Genomic DNA, 16,506 nt, shown 5'->3' on the forward strand with positions numbered 1-16,506 from the left:
AGTGACGCGTTTTCCTCACTCCTCACGGGCTTAACATAGGGGTATGGCCGCCGAGTTTACCCACCTTCATCTGCATACCGATTACTCTTTGCTCGACGGCGCTTGCGATGTCGATAAGCTCGCTGGCCATCTGAGCAAGATCGGCCAGAAGGCCGCGGCCATGACCGACCACGGCAATATCTTCGGTGCGGTCCACTTCTTCGATGCGATGAAGAAGAAGGACATCAAGCCGATCCTTGGCTGCGAGCTTTACCTGTCGGAGACTGAAGACCATCGTGAGATGGCTGGCGGATACAAGCACTTCCTGGTCCTCGCCGAAAACGAAGAAGGCTACCGCAACCTGGTTCGCCTGACCAGCGAGGCGGCACTGCATGGCTTTTATCGCAAGCCCCGCGTATCAAAGGAGTTCCTTTCGCGCCATACCAAGGGGTTGATTGCGTTCTCCGGCTGCCTGGCCGGTGAGGTCAATCAGCATCTGATGGCGGGAAAGTACGAAGAGGCAAAGAAGACCGCCGGACACTTCGAGGAGATGTTCGGTAAGGGCAACTTCTTTCTTGAGGTACAGGATCACGGCCTCGAGCCGGACAAGCCGGTGCGCGAAGCTCTGTATCGGATGGAGAAGGAACTCAACATCCCTCTGATCGCGACCAACGACAGCCACTACGTCGCGAACGACGACTCCCGCGCACACGAAATCCTGCTCTGCGTGCAGACCGCGGGCAGCATGAACGACCCCAACCGTTTTAAGTTCGACACACAGGAGTTCTACATCAAGTCGGCGGAGGAGATGCACCGTCTCTTCGCCGACAACCCTGAGACCTGCACGCGAACGATGCAGTTTATCGACCGCTGCAATCTCAAGCTGAATCCAGTCGATAATCCCTTTCCCGAGTTTCCGGTTCCCGAAGGCCACACACTCGACAGCTACTTCGAGCAGATTTGCCGCGAAGGCCTGCGCAAGCGCCTCGATACCACCGTTGCCCATCTGCGCGAGCATGGTTTGTTGCGCAAGTCCCTCGCCGATTACGAAGCGCGCCTGAACCGCGAGCTGGACTGCATCAAACAGATGAAGTTTCCCGGCTATTTCATGATCGTCTGGGACTTTATCCGTTACGCGAAGGAGCAGGGAATCCCCGTAGGGCCGGGCCGTGGATCCGCTGCCGGATCGCTCGTCGCCTACGTGATGGAGATCACCGACATCGACCCGTTGCAGAACGAGCTGCTCTTCGAGCGCTTCCTTAATCCCGAGCGCGTGTCCATGCCCGATATCGACATCGACTTCTGCATGAACCGCCGCGGCGAGGTGATCGAATACGTCAAGCGCAAGTACGGCAACGATCAGGTCGCCCAGATCATCACCTTCAATACCATGGCGGCGAAGGCGGCGATTAAGGACGTCGGCCGCGCGCTTGAGATGCCGTACGGCGAAGTCGATCGCATCGCCAAGATGATTCCCGCTACCATCGGCATCACCATCGACGCAGCGCTCAAGGATAACGGTCCTCTGGCGACCGCCTATGACAGCGATCCGAAGATCAAAGAGCTGATCGACACTGCGATGCGTCTTGAAGGATTGGTTCGCGGCGCTGGAGTTCATGCCGCAGGCGTCGTGATCGCTCCGAAGCCTCTCACCGAGTTGGTTCCGGTGACGCGTACAAAGGACGAGGCCACTGTCACCGCTTATGACATGAAGGCCGTCGAGAAGATGGGCTTGCTCAAGATGGACTTTCTTGGGCTGACGACTCTGACCGTCATCGACGATTGCCTGAAGCTGATCAAGCAGACCACGGGCGAGGACGTCGACCTGACAAAGATCCCACTCGACGACGAGAAGACGTACGAGCAGGTCTTTCATCGCGCACTTACTTCAGGGGTCTTCCAGTTTGAATCTGGCGGCATGCGCGATGTGTTGCGCCGCTACAAGCCCACCACAGTTGAAGACCTCACTGCTCTCAACGCACTCTATCGCCCAGGCCCGATTCAGGGTGGCATGATCGATGACTTCATCGAGCGAAAGTGGGGTCGCCGTGCAGTCGAGTTCATGTTCCCCGAGCTCGAGCACATCCTGAAGGAGACGCTTGGCGTCATCGTCTACCAGGAGCAGGTCATGCAGATCAGCTCTGCCATTGGTGGCTACTCTCTGGGTGGCGCCGACCTTCTGCGCCGTGCGATGGGCAAGAAAAACCCTGAGGAGATGGCCAAGCAGCGCGTCACGTTTATGGCCGGCGCGGCCGAGCTCAAGTTCGATAAGAATAAGGCGGGCGCGCTCTTCGACCTGATGGAGCAGTTCGCCGGATACGGCTTTAACAAGTCGCACTCTGCTGCGTACGCGCTCCTGGCATATCACACGGCGTGGCTCAAGACGCATTATCCGGTCGAGTTCATGGCCGCACTGCTGACGAGCGAAACCTCGAAGCCCGAAAACGTCGTGAAGTATATCGGCGAGTGTCGCGAGATGAATATCCCTGTGGTTCCGCCGAACGTTCAGGCCTCAGATGCAAACTTCACGCCGGTGAAGATGGAGCAGGGAAGCGCCATCGGCTTTGGACTTGCCGCCATCAAGAACGTCGGCCATAACGCCATCGAGTCGATCATCGCCGCGCGTGCGGAACTGCGCAGCGAAGGCAAGCAGGGCTTCTCCAGTTTGTGGGAGTTCTGCGAAAAGGTCGATCTCAGCCGATTGAACAAGCGCGTGCTCGAGTCTCTTATTAAGGCAGGCGCGATGGACAACTTCGGGGCTCGTGCGCAAACCACGGCCGCGCTCGACAAGACCATGGAGCAGGCTCAGAAGGCCCAGCGCGATGCCGCCGCCGGCCAGCATGGCCTCTTCGGCATCTTCGACTCCGATGCCTCTGCCAACTCGTCCAATGACCAGGCTTTGCCCAATGTGCCTGAATGGGACGAACATACTCGTCTGCAGAACGAGAAAGAGGTGCTAGGCTTCTTCGTCTCCGGACACCCCATGGACAAGTACCGCGAGAAGCTGCGCAACATGAAGGTAGTTGATACCGCTACCGCATGCGAGATGAAGCCTGAGCCTCAGGTCTTCCGCCGTGGACGCGACGAGCAGCCGCAGAACGAGATCCAGATCGCGGGCGTTATCACTGGATTGAAAGTTGCCAAGTCGAAACGCTCCGGCGAGTTCTACGCACAGGCGACGCTGGAGGATACTACTGGCAAGATTGATTTGATTGCCTTCCCGCAGTCCTACGAGAAGCTGGCGGAGAAACTGAAGATCGAAGTGCCCGTGCTGGTTCGTGGCGTTCTTCGCGGCGAAGAGGACTCCGCCCCGAAGCTTGCTCTCTCCAATATCCAGGCGCTCGAGGACGTGAAGATCAGGCTGCCAGAGGCATTGCGCATCAAAGTCCCTCTGCACAACCCCGATGCCGCTTTGCTTGAAAAGCTGCACGCGATCCTTGTGGGCGCTCCAGGGCGAGGCAAACTGCTTCTCGACCTGGAGGAGCCGGGTGAGTTTTGTGCTGTTCTGGAACCACAGGGTGTGATGGTTGCAGCGGACAGGCTCTTTATTGACCGGGTCGAAGAGATTGTGGGACAGGGTGGCGTTCGGGTCATCGAGTGATCTCGACGGCTGAACGAAAGTGAAAGTGTCCTCTTTCGACTTCGGCTCTCGCGGGAATACGGCGCGAGCCTGCGCCTAGGATGACGATGGCAATTTCTTCCAGCTCGGAAGATGGCATAGCAGTGACCTTTTGTGTCCGGCACATATTCTCTTCCGCTAATCGCGCCATGCATTTACTTTGAGAGCATGATCCCCTCCAAACGACTTTCCGCGCTGCTGGGCGTCGCCATCTTTTTGTCGTGTCTGAAGGCGAACGCAGCTTTCGAGCGTGCCAGGCTGGATACCCTAAGCGATTCGTTCTGGACGTGGCGTGCGATCGAGCAGCCTTTCACGAACGACGATATCCCGCGCATCGAGCGTTCGAAGGACTTCGTTGTTGATTGGTCGCCTGCGGCAGTCCAGGGCTATCGGCGCCAGGCTGCAGAGTTCGAAAAACAGTGGCGCGTAGTGGATGCAACCGGCGCGTCCATTAAAGATCAAATCGACTACAGGCTCCTTGGCTCCGCCATCGCTCGCGTGTACTGGGAGCTCGACGTAATGCCGATGTGGCGCGAGAATCCTGATTTCTACCTTCAACAGAGTCTTGGAAGCGTCTACGCTCTTCTTCTTCCTCCGGCGCCGTTCGATGCAGAGCGTCAGAGCCAGCTGCTGGCACGGATGGAGAGGATTCCAGCTACGCTGGCCGCAGCTCGAGAGAACCTCACGCAGATGCGTGGTCCCTACGTACGTGTGACGAGGAGTTCCCTCAATGGCATCGAAGAGCGGCTGGACCGGTTTCAAGCAGCGATGCTACCGGAGCTGTCCGAGACGAACCGCGCGCGCTTTCGGAACGATCTCGCTACGATCAAAGAGGCGCTCGTAAGCTATCGTTCCTGGATCGAGCGCAAAGAGAAAGGCCTGCCAGAGAATACGGCCGTTGGGCGCGAAGGGTATCTATACTTTCTGCGAAATGTAGCCCTGATGTCGCATACGCCTGAGCAGATGCTGGCCATGGGAAGGCAGGAGTGGGAGCGGTCTGTTGCCTTCGAAAGCTTCGCGCAGGCAGCAAACACCGGCCGGCCGAAGATGCCGATCTTTCCGACGGTCGATGCACAGGTCGAGAGTGCCGATAAGGCAGAGCTTGCGATACGCGACTATCTGGTGAGTCACGGAATTCTGTCCGTTCCGTCCGAAGTTAAGCATTATCGCGATCGACCCGTTTCGGCTTATGTTGCACCGTTCAGTTTTCTCGGAGTGACCGATGATTTGACCGGACCGTCGCGTCTCGATCAGGACAGTTCGAGCTACAAGAGCGATCCCACTAAGGTGAAAGGATTCTTCAGTGTCATCACGGCGATGGATACCCGTCCGCTGATGGTCCATGAAGGCGTTCCCGGCCACTATTTTCAGATGGCGTGGAGCTGGCATCACTCCGATCCGATCCGGCGGCACTACTACGACTCAGAATCGAATGAGGGAATCGGTTTCTATGCCGAAGAGATGATGCTGGAGGCCGGTCTCTTCGACGATGCGCCGCTCATGAAGGAGAGCATTTACAGCATGATGCGTCTGCGCGCACTCAGGACCGAGGTGGACATACGGCTTGCGCTCGGCACCTTCACTTTGGAGCAGGCAGCAGATTATCTTGCCACTACGGTACCGATGGATATGCCGACGGCGCGCAGCGAGGCTGCAATGTTTGCCTCAACTCCGGGGCAGGCTATCACCTATCAGATCGGGAAGCTCGACATCATCCGCATGCTGAGTGACGCTCGCCATAAGGAAGGCGACTCCTTCAAGCTTCAACGCTTTCATGACTTCGTCTGGCTGAACGGAAATGTACCCTTTGCGTTACAACGCTGGGAGATGCTGGGCGATGCGAGTGAGGTTCCTGCGATTCCGGCATCCTTCGCCTGGAGATCCTATTGAGAGCAATTGTGCTATGCGTAACGGTTCGTCGTTAGAACCGAAGCACCGGGCCGAGTTGCACACCCCAGTTTGTGGAGTTGTGGTAGTTGTCGTGGGAGAGAAAGGAAAGTCTGGGAGGCGTTCCAATTCCGTCCGGATCGCGCTCCGTGCTCTTGTAGCGAATCAGCATCTGCACCAAGGTTGCGCGAAATCCAAAGTGCTCTGTGAGACGAAGATCGCCGGAGAGGGTCGCTGCGGCGGCAAAATTATAGTTTCGCTTCAGCGACGAAGGGTCCGTTCCGGTTCTGGAGTAGCTTGCAAAGCCCGGAGAAAGCCCGACTTTGACGGCATACCACTTGGATGAGTAACCGGAACGGACCCCGAATGTTGCCGTCGTCAGTGTCCCCCCGACACTGAGCGCGGAGACCGGACTCGCCTGTGGATAGATGGAGACGTCGCTGACAAAATCGAGATAGCGCTTCAGGCGGAGGCCGAACTCCAGGCCCGCACCTGTCGCCGCCTGGCGACAGTTCATGCATGAGGTGTGGTTGGTCTCCACGCTGAGAGATGAGTAATGCAGGCCCAGGTCGAAGTGTTCCACAGGCTGCTCGGAGAGCATGTGCTGGAAACGCATTTGAACCGGAGATTGATATTCGGTGGGATGCTCGTAATCGCGATACCAGGGATAGCGCCCGCGAAGCATGTTGGCGAGAGAACGTGGCGGATTGAGAGACGAACGAACTACTTTTATTCCGAAGTTATTCGGATGACGTCTGACCAGAGGATCCGAGATATAGCGATCGATTGTGTCTTCGCCGATAAGCCAGAGCGATCCGACCACCGGCGTGATGATGAAATCTACCCAGCCAGTGTTGTTGGTGTAAGTCGTCCCCGGATTTTCGCAGTAATCCGGCGTACCTGGATGCTTATTGCAGCGGATGGGATAGGTGAAGCCGCCTTGATTGAAGATGGCCGTCTCTCCAAGCGGTCCAATCTCCCACTGGGTCGAGTACACCGTCTGCCAAAGGAAGGCTCGGAAGCGGCTACGCCAGTATTCCGGATCCTTTGAAATCTCCTGCAACCGACCGCGGGGGTCGTTCTGTACTTCGATGTAGCCGGAGATCGCCCCCTGCATAGGATGGCCGATGTAGTTGACCTTGATACTATCGCCGTCGTTCCAGCGACGCATGTTGAACTGATTCAGCGAAGCCCAGTAGTCGGACCAGAAGGGCTTGTTGAGGAGGATGTGACGGTCGTTTTGATCGGCTGTAATGATGCGCGTCGCGTTCTGGAGCATGTCAAAGGCCAGAGACTGCAGAAGAAGCCCCTTCCAGTGGAAGGGCTCGACAACGGGAGAGTGGATCGTCTTCTGTCCGCCAAGAGCCACAACATCGTGTTCGTCCGGGCTGTAGCGCGCCAGACTTTTGGAGGGAAGATTGAAGACCTGATCCTGCGGTCGATGAGATTGCGGAGCATCCACCAGGGCAACGTGGGACAACGCGTCCAAGCGCGCCATTCCTGCATCTTGTGCGAAACAGATGCAGTTCAGAAAAAAAAGTACGACTACCATCCACCGGCGAAACATGAATCTACTTTCAGCTCCGACCGGCCTTGCAGTTCCTTGAGGGGAGATACATGCCGGCAGCGAGTAAGCACAGTGATATTTTTGCCGAACAGAGGTTGCGCGAAGGCGGTTCCTCCATGTCATCTGAACAGCCCCTCATAGCTCAGACGTGCGACAGAGAAGGATAAGCCCAATCCTTCGAAAACTGTGCAACCAATTCTATCTACGATGCTTGTTCGCGCCTATTGGGTGTCCTTCCGGAGTAAACAGCCCTGCATCGTCGCTCCCAATCGCATACAATCAGAGGTGAAGCAGGGTTAGCCGAGATATGGCCGAAAAAGAAGCAAGCAGAGTAATGCATGGCACCCCAGCCGCTCCGCCAGTTCCAGAGGCATGGGTTAAGACAGAGCTGGCAAGAAATCCGCAGCGTCCTTATCCGATGGACTTTATTCAGGCAATCTTCACGGGCTTCAGCGAGATTCACGGCGATCGTTCCTTCGGGGACGATGAGGCGATGTCCGCGGGTATGGCTTGGTTTCACGGCGAGCCGGTGATGGTAATCGGCAATTTGAAGGGCCGCACTCTGAAGGAGCGCGTTGCACGCAAATTCGGCTCTCCCGATCCCGAAGGATATCGCAAAGCTTTGCGTGCGATGAAAATCGCCGAAAAATTCTCTCGGCCTATCTTCACCTTTATCGATCTTGCCGGAGCATTTCCCGGAATCGGTGCCGAGGAGCGCGGACAGGGCGAGGCTATCGCGCGCAACCTGCTGGAGATGTCCCGGCTACGCGTTCCCACGATCGCAACGATTACGGGAGAAGGCGGATCCGGCGGCGCGCTAGCCCTTGCTGTAGCCGATCGCGTCCTCATGCTCGAGAATTCCATCTACTCCGTGATTTCTCCTGAAGGATGCGCCTCCATCATGTGGAAGGACGCGAACAAGAAGCAGCAGGCGGCTGCCGCCTTGAAGTACACCGCAGGGGATGTGCAGGCGCTCGGTTGTGTCGATGACGTTTTACGTGAACCCGACGGTGGCAGCCATAAAGATCCTGCCGCAGCCTTCGCCGAGGTAGACGAGCGGCTGCGGTTCCATCTAGCCAGTCTGCGCACGCTCTCGCTCGATCGACTTCTCGAAGAGCGTTACCGTAAATTCCGCAATATCGCGCAGTTTTACACCAGCGAAACCGCCGAAGTTCAGGCAGCGGCCTCAACCAGCGCATAGCGGCTTTGCACGCACGGAGCAGATTTGTTGTCGTACGCCTCCGATTCAACGACTACGCACCCGCGTACCGGCATGACCCTCCAACTGGCGCGATTCGCCGCGGTCATCGCGTGGTCCGTCTCGTCGCGGCTGCTCTCAGCCAGCTCAGCCCGGGGCATTACCAACCGTTTCAACATGGAAGCTTGGCGTCCTCTACTAAGCGCTCTCTTCCTTCTCTTCCTGCTCGCGGTTGGGTTTCTCCTGCTGGAGATTCTGGGCCGCCGACCGGCATCCTTCCGCTCCGTGCTGGGTTTGCCAAAGCGGCCCACATGGGGCAGGGAGTGGCTAACCGGCGCCGCCCTGGGGTGGGGAATGGTCGTCTTCGCAGTATTGCCTATGGCGCTCGCGGGAAGTCTGCACTTCACCTTCTGGACTGAGCCCGGCACTCTGCGTCTGGTGGTCATCAACCTCCTGACCCTTGCTGCGGAGACCCTTGCCATCGAAGTCATCTTCCGCGGTTATCCCTTCCGCTGCCTGATTGAGGGAATCGGTCCTACCGTCGCCACCGTGGTGATGTCGATCGTCTTTGGCCTGGCCCAGGCAGCAATCAACGGGGCTTCCCTTGCCGGAATCCTCATCGCCATCTTTATGGGAATCTTCCTCTCGGTTGCCTGGCTCAGGACCCATGGCCTATGGCTCGCCTGGGGAATGCACTTTGCGTGGAATGCGAGCATGGGGATGCTCTTCGGTCTCCCGGTCAGCGGAAATGTTGACTCCTCGGTTCTCGTTCAGACAATAGCCACAGGACGTCGCTGGTTGACCGGTGGCCGCTACGGCCCGGAGGCCTCCTGGGGACTGGCAATAGCTCTCTTTGCTGGCTTGATCGTCCTGATCCGTGTGACCCGTGACTACGCCTGGAATTACACCCACGCCCCCATCGTCGCAGGTGGCTATCCCATGGAGGCCCAGCCGCCAGCAGCCCACACTGCAATGGAGCAATCCCAGCAAAACCGGCCGCCGGCCCTGGTTCAGATCCTTCCGAGCTCACCTGAGGGGCGTTCGGCCAGTGACCCCCCGGACGCCTGAGCCGGGCAGCAGCGGCCAGGATTGTAAATTTCTCGTCCTCCTCGGGGAAAAGCGACAAACCATTTGTGCAGCCCTCTTGTCAAAAGAGAAGAGAAGGCGCAAGCTTGTCACTATCTGAGGTGCTTCCATGGCGATCTGCACGCACAGATGGGCTCTCTTCGCGGGGCTTTCCGTATGCCTGGCGCCGGCAACCCATTCGCAGGTCTTTGTTGTAGGAGAAAAGACTGCGACCGCCGATGTCTCCACCTCGTTTACCCCGACCAATCTCCCACTCTCGACTGAGAAGCTCAATGAACGCGGTCGACGCGAGCTGGTGCGCAACCTTGAGGCTGAGCAAGGATTCGCGCATCGTCCTCTTCCGATCGGCGTCCTCACTTTGAAAGCCAATGGCGAGTTATCGCCTGCAGGCGATAAATACCGCGAGATGATCTTTAAGAAAGGGCAAGCAGCGGCGCCAGGAGATCGCGTCGTCGTTACGGCACTCAACATTAAGGGTGACCAGATTATCTTTGACTTTAACGGCGGCCCTTATGCTAAGCATCGCTTTCTGAGCCACATTCAACTCAATAATGCGCCGGTTGCCGCCACGACTGGCGAACAGCCGATGGGTTCACGATTGACGCTGGTCTTTCCCGGAGGAATTCCCGATATCTCCGCTCCTGAGGTCAAGGCATTAGTCGAGCCTATTGTCGATTTTGGGGTGAAGTCCGGAGAGCAGGCCTACGCCGATACGCTGCCGCCAAGACTTCGTAATGCCATCGCCGCCCACGAGGTTCTGGTCGGCATGAATCACCGCATGGTTCTTGCCTCGCTTGGCGCGCCCGAAAGGAAGGTGCGCGAGCAGCAGAGCGGAGACGCGAACGGCACTCAGTACGAGGAGTGGATCTACGGCCATGTTCCGCAGACGGTCCGCTTCATTCGCTTCGTTGGAGACCGCGTTGCTGTGGTGGAGATTGCAGCGCTCGGCAAACCTCTTGAGATCCACGACAAGAATGAGCTCGAGACAGCCGAGATACCCACCAATACCCGCGAGATTGCAATGGGCGATCGCGCGCCAGCCAAAGGCGGAGAAGATGAAGGAACCCCAGCCGCTGCTCCACCTTCGCTGCGTCTTCCCGGCGAAGCAGAGCCAGCCAATGCGCAGGGGAAGGTTCAATATCCAACCGACAAGAATGCCGGCAGGCAGGCAGATCGGCAGCCCATCCCCGCAGCTCCAGGGTCGCCCGCCGATCCCAACGCGCAAACCTTACCCGCATCGCAGACGCAGCAGCCGCCGCCGAATCGACCCCAAGATATCGGGAGACCACAATCTTCTCCATATCCTCAGTCGCCCCAATCGCCAAGGATCGGTTCCACTACCCCATAGCCACGGAACCGGTGACGATGTAAAATCATTAGAGTCACAACCGCAGTTCTTCTCCTCCGATTTCTACCGAGGCTCTGCCCGGACAATCCTGAGAAGTTCCGGATGCCCTGAATGCTCCACGCCCAGCGGAGAGCATCGGATATCCCGCGCGCGAGCCGAAACATTCGTACCAGGGAGAGCAAGATTATGGCGAAGATTGCCAAGACCGGCGACCGTAAGAAGGTCATGGACACCAACAAGAGCACCGATTGCCCGAAGTGCTCGAAACCGACCCGCATCGTAAAGCGTGTTAAGGATCGCGAGCGGGGCACCCCGGGCGGAGTCTACATCTCCTGCTCGGCCTGCGAATTCTTCGAAAAGCTGTAGGAATCTGGATCAAAGTTCAAAAGGGTCCCTTTTTGGGGCCTCTTTTGATGTTTGGGGACAAAACGGCCCGATCCGCTAAATCCCTTTGTGACACTAACGTACCAAGGTTGTACAACAAATTACCGTAACTTGACTTGACGACTGTCTCTTCTGCCGGGCAGACTTTAGACCGGAAAGTAGGGATTACCCTCTATATGAGTACCATCAGCACCACAGTATCCAGCTCAACTGCCCGCAACTTCGCCCCTCTCCCACATTTCGACAGGCCGGCTTACCTGATGTGTCCACCCGAGTGGTATGACGTAAATTACGTCATCAATCCCTGGATGGCCGGCAACCTGCACCGTCCTTCGAGAGATCTTGCCTTCGCTCAATGGAAGGAACTGCACAGCCAGCTCCAGCGCATCGCAGATGTGCGCTTGATCCACGGTCAGAAGAGCCTGCCCGACATGGTCTTCGTTGGACACGCAGCTGTCGTGCAGCATGGCATCGTGGCTCTTTCCAGCTTTGCTCATCCCCAGCGTCAGGCAGAAGAACAACATCTTCGCCGCTGGTTCGAGGCAGCAGGCTTCATCATCTGGGAGACCCCACGGGAGACAGCCTTCGAGGGCGAGGGCGACGCGCTCTTCAACGCCGCCGGAAATCACCTGTGGGCCGCGCACGGCGTCAGAACCTGTCTGCAGAGCCATCGCCACGTTGCCGATGCGTGGCATACCGACGTCAGCTCACTCCATCTCGTCGACCCGCGTTTCTACCATCTGGACACCTGTTTCGCCCCATTGTCAGGTGGCCACCTGCTGTATTTCCCGGGAGCCTTCGACAAGCCATCTCTGGCCAGAATCGAAGCCGCCTACGCTGCGGAGATGCGCATCGCGGTTACGGAGGCAGAGGCGACTCGCTTTGCCTGCAACGTCATCAACGTTGGCCGCGAGATCATCATGGGCATAACCGGAAGCGACCTGGCAAAGCGCCTCGAAGGACTGGGCTACAACGTCGCCGAAGTGAACCTCAGCGAATTCATCCGTGGAGGAGGCTCAGCCAAAGCACTCACGCTCCGGCTTAGCGACTCACAGGTCATCAACAATTCACAGGGGTAAATACATCCTTCTGCATCTTGGTTGATCGAGTTGCAAAGAGAGCCCGGAGAAAAGTCCGGGCTCTTTCTTTTTGCGAGGACTCTTCTTCACCTTTTTGGATTGGATGTCTCGTCCGCTGCGGCAATCTCGGCCAGTACTGCCCGCGCGGCATCCGCTGGATTGGAGGCCTGCGTGATCGGCCGTCCCACGACCAGCATGGAGGCGCCGCGGGAAATGGCGTCGCCAGGGGTGGCGATCCGCCGTTGATCGTCTTTATTTGCTCCGGCTGGACGTATTCCGGGGATCACAAGAAGCGCTTCAGGGCCAATCTCCTGCCGCAGGGAGTTAACCTCTTCTGCTGAGCAGACCATGCCGCCAATCCCTGATTCCTTCGCCAGGCGAGCGAGCCTCAAGGCCTGTTCCGCCGGTGAGGCTGAAACTCCTACAGAGGCTAGCTCAGCCGCATCCATGCTGGTCAGCACGGTCACCGCGATCAGCCGCGGCGAGCCCGGGGCTTGAGCAGCTTCTGCCGCCGCTTGCAACATTGCACCGCCTCCGGAGGCGTGTACGGTGAGCAGCTCCGCGCCAGCACCCGTGGCGGATCGAACCGCTCCGGCGACGGTGTTGGGGATGTCGTGAAGCTTGAGATCGAGGAAGATGCTGAAGCCGCGTCCCCGCAAGGCTTCAACAAGGGAATTTCCGGCTGCGTAATAGAGCTCCATGCCGATCTTGAACCAGCGGCACGTACCCTCCAGGCGATCGACCATCCCGAATGCAGTAGTAGCGTCAGGAACATCCAGCGCGACGGCGAGCCGGTCTTTCGGGGAGAGGAAAAGGGAGTTTATCGAGGAATTCGTCACAGCTTCAGTCTAGCGGAGAGCGCATGGACTGAAGCTGTGAGCGTGAGATTGTGGAGGGAACTAAAGTCCCTGGCCGACTGCGATCGGAACATGGAGCTGTGCGATCAGCTGCTTCGCCATCTCGGGGTCTCCGGGACGAAGCTTTTCGAGTTTGACCTTTGCAAGCCCGGTGATGCCGACTGCCTTGGCGGCTCCGTAGGAGAGATCGATAATGCGGTCTTCGGGCATGGGCCCCCGATCGTTCACCCTGACGAATATGGACTTGCGATTTTTCAGGTTGGTGACGCGCAGCCAGGTTCCGAGGGGAAGGCTGCGGTGGGCGCAGGTGAGGGCATTCATGTCGTACGACTCACCGTTCGCTGTCTGCTTGCCCTGGAAGTATCGTCCGTACCACGACGCCGTACCGACCTGGTACCAACGACGAGGCTTGACCGGGCTTTTGTCTGCGCTCTTTGCCGATGCAGCAGGATTTGCCGGTATCGAAGGATCGCTTGCAGACGCCGTAATTCCCAACGCGACAAGCAGCGTTGCGATGGCAACTCCACGCTTGGTGGGAACAGTCTTGTCCCCCATCTTCGTAGAAATGATCTTCATGCAACCTCCTTGTAATATTGTCTCGACCTGAAAAGGCTAAGTCAATCATCTGAATGGAGTTATGAGGCATTACCTGCTTGCCTGGACGAGCCTGATGTGCTAAAGGAAATCTCAAATTTGAACTGTAGATTCTGGCCGAATTCTCTGGTTTTTGACCGAATTTGTGCGATTCAGGGACAAATTCGCTGAATCCTGCTAGTTTTCAAAAAAGTCGAAAAAAGGTTCCATTGCACCACAAAAGGGTTAGAAAACCGCCGATCCCGCTCCTATGAAGACCGTCCTCTCCATCGCAGGTTTCGACCCCTCCTCGGGCGCAGGAATGACAGCAGACCTGATGGTCTTCGCCGCACATGGTCTCTTCGGTACCTCCGCGATCACCAGTCTTACTGTTCAATCGACCGTCGGGGTACGGGATAACCAGCCCGTGTCCGCTGATCTGCTGAAGGAGACGCTGGATTACCTTGATACTGACCTGCCTCCTGCGGGAGTGAAACTGGGAATGCTGGCTACGCCAGAGATTGTGTCCGTCGTTGCGGATTACCTGGAGAGGCTGCGCACGCTATCACCAGAAGTTCCAATCGTTCTTGATCCTGTACTTTGCGCGAGCTCGGGAAGGGAACTGCTGTCTGCGGAGGGAATCACCCTTCTACGGGAGAGATTGCTTCCACTGGTGGGCTGGGTGACGCCCAATCTTGACGAGCTTCGAGCTCTGAGCGAACTGAGGGTTTCAACTCCTGAAGATGTGGTCGCGGCCGCACAGGAGTTGGCTCATCTTTATCCCTCGCTCAAGATATTTGCAACCGGAGGTCACCTTGATCCGCCCGATGATCTTCTCTTCGAAGGCGGCGAACCGCGATGGATTCAGGGGGAGTGGATCGAGAGCCGCTCAACCCACGGAACCGGTTGCGCGCTCTCGAGCGCTCTGTTGAGCCGGCTGGTGCAGGGTGATAGTGCCTGGGAGGCCGCCGTGGCGGCAAAACAGTATGTGGCGGAGGCGATTCGCCGTGCGGTACCTCTCGGTTTTGGGCATGGGCCCTTGAACCATCTGTGGCCTCTTCGATAACGCCAAGAGCATCTAAGCCGATAGGGAACGTTATGGAGGAGGTGCTGATGCCAGCTGTTCATAGCCCCGAGGTCAATTCAATCAACTACGGGATTGCTTTGCAGATTCTCAGTGATGCTGCAGAGCATTTAGTTACCGATCGCGTTTATTTTGAAGGTTCGGCTGTCATTCCAGCGGAAGACGAAGCGATCCGGATTCTTTCCAGAAGAAGCCGCGAGGTTTTCGACGAATACTCAGAGATTTTGGGTCGGCGGCGGGCCGGCAGCAGCAGATGGTTTAGCGGACGAGCCGCCGGGGCAATCGATCCGACTTTCCGTTGAAGAACGCCTGCTACGCTTAAGAGCATTATGTCGCTTACGCTCATCTTGAATGGCCAGTCCCGAGTCTTCTCCCTGTCAGAATCTTCTAACCTAGAAGACCTCATCCAAGAGTTGGGACTAAAGGGAGATCGCGTAGCGATCGAACACAACGGAGAGATTGCGACTCGGGCGACATGGGGTAACCTCGCTCTGGCCCAAAACGATAGGCTGGAGATCGTTCACTTTGTTGGCGGAGGAACTGATTGTCCGTCAAACGGGTAGAACGTATTCTGCACGGTTAAGCTTGAAGAAAATGGTCTATGCAGAACGTTTTATAGCTTCCTGGAGCAGCTTCTCCCACTGATCGCCATAGTCCTTCCATCCTCCCAGCGATTTCACCCGGACGAGCGCCGCCTCGCTCATCCGTTGACGGAGATCAGGATCTTCGGCAAGCTGCTGCATTCGCTGTGTGAGTGCACCTGGATCGCGAATTGGGACGATAAATCCTTCAATTTCATCTGCATACAAGTCTTGAGATCCAGTGTTGGTTGAAGCAATGACCGGACAGCCGCATGCCATGGCCTGTCCCTGCACCAAAGCCAAGCCCTCTTCGATGCTGGGAAGCACCATAACCGTACTGGTGCTCATCAGCTCGATCATGCGGTCCTGCGGTACGGAGCCAAGGAATTCCACATTTTCCTGCGGCATTCGGGAGAGCACGGCCTCAAAGTCGGGTCGGATCGCGCCCGCCACACGAAGTCTCTTTGCCGGATGGCGAACCTTCGCGAAGGCTTCCAGCAGGTAGGGAACTCCTTTGCGGAGGCTGACTCCTCCCGCGAAGAGAACCTCAAAGCGTCCCTCGGGAGGCTGGCCGATGGGGCGAAACCGTTCCAGCCGCACACCGTAAGGGATCTTCCGGATCTTTTCGGCGGGCAGCCCCATCTCGAGGAAGGATCGCGCCGCAAAGCCGGATGGAACGGTAATCAGGTCAGCTGCCTCGTATATTTTTTCTTCACGGATCGTATCTCTTTCATCGCTTACCGGGAGCTCGACGCCCCATCTCCGATATTCCTCTGCGACGATTCGCTCCTGGTAGCGCTGATGGGACGATCCACGATCGCATATGAAAAGACCACCTTTGCGTTGGAGGGCGCGGCCGGTCTTCAACCCGGCACCTGAGATGGCAATGAAGGCGTCGCAGGGGGGAAGCTGACGCAGCGTCCATTCATCAAACGCGAGTGCGTTGGCATATCCTAGCTGATCTATGACCCACCGGCCCCCTATACGGTAGCGCTGCAGTAGGAACTCCGGAGTGTGAAGCCAGGGAAAAGTTTGAACACGGGAGTGCGGCAGGCCTTCGCGCTGTAGTCGGCGCCAGGGGAAGGTGGAATAGATCGCCTCGAGATGACCTCGGCGCTCAAGCTCACGAGCCAGTTCAAAGTGATGAAATACGCCGAAGACAGCCTGGACAATTCTCATGCAGGGACGGGAGGGCCTCAGGTCGATAGTAGCAAAGGGGGAGTCCTACTCTTGAATCATCGCAAAGATGAGGGAGGTGCTGGAA

The 16,506-nt window shown here is 57.4% G+C and carries 14 protein-coding genes; 10 read left to right on the top strand and 4 right to left on the bottom strand.

Features of this window, described 5'->3' with window-relative positions:
- Positions 1 to 43: 43 nt before the first annotated feature.
- Together dnaE and AC5S26_RS23940 are read left to right on the top strand one after the other, a co-directional pair.
- The gene (gene dnaE, locus AC5S26_RS23935) at positions 44 to 3,580 is read left to right on the top strand and encodes a DNA polymerase III subunit alpha (RefSeq protein WP_494187468.1); all 3,537 of its coding nucleotides are present in this window, start codon (positions 44 to 46) and stop codon (positions 3,578 to 3,580) included.
- A gap of 186 nt (positions 3,581 to 3,766) precedes the next feature.
- Positions 3,767 to 5,488: a DUF885 domain-containing protein gene (locus AC5S26_RS23940; RefSeq protein WP_494187469.1), complete on the top strand. Its 1,722-nt coding sequence runs from the start codon at positions 3,767 to 3,769 to the stop codon at positions 5,486 to 5,488.
- A 31-nt stretch (positions 5,489 to 5,519) separates the two neighbouring features.
- Here AC5S26_RS23940 and AC5S26_RS23945 read toward each other — a convergent pair whose 3' ends face one another.
- Positions 5,520 to 6,983, bottom strand: coding sequence for a hypothetical protein (locus AC5S26_RS23945; RefSeq protein WP_494187470.1), 1,464 nt, complete (start codon positions 6,981 to 6,983; stop codon positions 5,520 to 5,522).
- A gap of 376 nt (positions 6,984 to 7,359) precedes the next feature.
- Here AC5S26_RS23945 and AC5S26_RS23950 point away from each other — a divergent pair, with 376 nt between their 5' ends.
- From AC5S26_RS23950 to AC5S26_RS23970, 5 genes are all read left to right on the top strand, one after another.
- Positions 7,360 to 8,253 carry an acetyl-CoA carboxylase carboxyltransferase subunit alpha gene (locus tag AC5S26_RS23950; RefSeq protein WP_494187471.1) on the top strand — a complete coding sequence of 298 codons (894 nt, stop codon included), beginning with the start codon at positions 7,360 to 7,362 and terminating at the stop codon, positions 8,251 to 8,253.
- Between the two features lie 24 nt (positions 8,254 to 8,277).
- Positions 8,278 to 9,318 carry a CPBP family intramembrane glutamic endopeptidase gene (locus AC5S26_RS23955; RefSeq protein ID WP_494187472.1) on the top strand — a complete coding sequence of 347 codons (1,041 nt, stop codon included), beginning with the start codon at positions 8,278 to 8,280 and terminating at the stop codon, positions 9,316 to 9,318.
- Positions 9,319 to 9,445: 127 nt separating this feature from the next.
- A complete protein-coding gene (locus AC5S26_RS23960; RefSeq protein WP_494187473.1) occupies positions 9,446 to 10,684 on the top strand; it encodes a hypothetical protein in 1,239 nt (412 codons plus the stop codon).
- A 186-nt stretch (positions 10,685 to 10,870) separates the two neighbouring features.
- Entirely contained in the window at positions 10,871 to 11,050 is a 180-nt protein-coding gene (locus tag AC5S26_RS23965) for an Rcat domain-containing protein (RefSeq protein ID WP_263365634.1), read from the top strand.
- Positions 11,051 to 11,244: 194 nt separating this feature from the next.
- Complete coding sequence (locus AC5S26_RS23970; RefSeq protein WP_494187474.1) at positions 11,245 to 12,147, top strand: dimethylarginine dimethylaminohydrolase family protein; 903 nt, start codon at positions 11,245 to 11,247, stop codon at positions 12,145 to 12,147.
- A gap of 86 nt (positions 12,148 to 12,233) precedes the next feature.
- On the opposite strand, the gene pyrF is transcribed toward AC5S26_RS23970, so the two are convergent.
- Entirely contained in the window at positions 12,234 to 12,986 is a 753-nt protein-coding gene (gene pyrF, locus AC5S26_RS23975) for an orotidine-5'-phosphate decarboxylase (protein ID WP_494187475.1), read from the bottom strand.
- Between the two features lie 60 nt (positions 12,987 to 13,046).
- Positions 13,047 to 13,580 (bottom strand): septal ring lytic transglycosylase RlpA family protein, encoded by a 534-nt coding sequence (locus AC5S26_RS23980; RefSeq protein WP_494187476.1) that lies wholly within the window; start codon positions 13,578 to 13,580, stop codon positions 13,047 to 13,049.
- 268 nt (positions 13,581 to 13,848) lie between these two features.
- Between AC5S26_RS23980 and thiD the strand changes: the two genes are divergently transcribed.
- Genes thiD through thiS form a run of 3 tightly spaced genes read left to right on the top strand, consistent with a single transcriptional unit; the run spans position 13,849 to position 15,224 of the window.
- Positions 13,849 to 14,643 carry a bifunctional hydroxymethylpyrimidine kinase/phosphomethylpyrimidine kinase gene (gene thiD / locus AC5S26_RS23985; protein WP_494187477.1) on the top strand — a complete coding sequence of 265 codons (795 nt, stop codon included), beginning with the start codon at positions 13,849 to 13,851 and terminating at the stop codon, positions 14,641 to 14,643.
- Between the two features lie 47 nt (positions 14,644 to 14,690).
- Positions 14,691 to 14,963, top strand: a complete 273-nt coding sequence (locus tag AC5S26_RS23990; protein ID WP_494187478.1) for a hypothetical protein — start codon at positions 14,691 to 14,693, stop codon at positions 14,961 to 14,963.
- A 27-nt stretch (positions 14,964 to 14,990) separates the two neighbouring features.
- Entirely contained in the window at positions 14,991 to 15,224 is a 234-nt protein-coding gene (gene thiS, locus AC5S26_RS23995) for a sulfur carrier protein ThiS (RefSeq protein ID WP_494187479.1), read from the top strand.
- A gap of 36 nt (positions 15,225 to 15,260) precedes the next feature.
- Here the strand turns inward: thiS and AC5S26_RS24000 are convergent, their stop codons facing one another.
- A complete protein-coding gene (locus tag AC5S26_RS24000; protein WP_494187480.1) occupies positions 15,261 to 16,421 on the bottom strand; it encodes a glycosyltransferase family 4 protein in 1,161 nt (386 codons plus the stop codon).
- Positions 16,422 to 16,506 lie beyond the last annotated feature (85 nt).

The organism is Edaphobacter sp. FHG110511_03 (assembly GCF_059115365.1).

Bases quoted from the DNA above. Each gene is read 5' to 3' on its own strand.
- dnaE (WP_494187468.1), top strand. From the start codon at position 44: ATGGCCGCCGAGTTTACCCACCTTCATCTGCATACCGATTACTCTTTG.
- AC5S26_RS23940 (WP_494187469.1), top strand. From the start codon at position 3,767: ATGATCCCCTCCAAACGACTTTCCGCGCTGCTGGGCGTCGCCATCTTT.
- AC5S26_RS23945 (WP_494187470.1), bottom strand. From the start codon at position 6,983: ATGGCGCGCTTGGACGCGTTGTCCCACGTTGCCCTGGTGGATGCTCCG.
- AC5S26_RS23950 (WP_494187471.1), top strand. From the start codon at position 7,360: ATGGCCGAAAAAGAAGCAAGCAGAGTAATGCATGGCACCCCAGCCGCT.
- AC5S26_RS23960 (WP_494187473.1), top strand. From the start codon at position 9,446: ATGGCGATCTGCACGCACAGATGGGCTCTCTTCGCGGGGCTTTCCGTA.
- AC5S26_RS23965 (WP_263365634.1), top strand. From the start codon at position 10,871: ATGGCGAAGATTGCCAAGACCGGCGACCGTAAGAAGGTCATGGACACC.
- AC5S26_RS23970 (WP_494187474.1), top strand. From the start codon at position 11,245: ATGAGTACCATCAGCACCACAGTATCCAGCTCAACTGCCCGCAACTTC.
- AC5S26_RS23980 (WP_494187476.1), bottom strand. From the start codon at position 13,580: ATGAAGATCATTTCTACGAAGATGGGGGACAAGACTGTTCCCACCAAG.
- thiD (WP_494187477.1), top strand. From the start codon at position 13,849: ATGAAGACCGTCCTCTCCATCGCAGGTTTCGACCCCTCCTCGGGCGCA.
- AC5S26_RS23990 (WP_494187478.1), top strand. From the start codon at position 14,691: ATGCCAGCTGTTCATAGCCCCGAGGTCAATTCAATCAACTACGGGATT.
- thiS (WP_494187479.1), top strand. From the start codon at position 14,991: ATGTCGCTTACGCTCATCTTGAATGGCCAGTCCCGAGTCTTCTCCCTG.
- AC5S26_RS24000 (WP_494187480.1), bottom strand. From the start codon at position 16,421: ATGAGAATTGTCCAGGCTGTCTTCGGCGTATTTCATCACTTTGAACTG.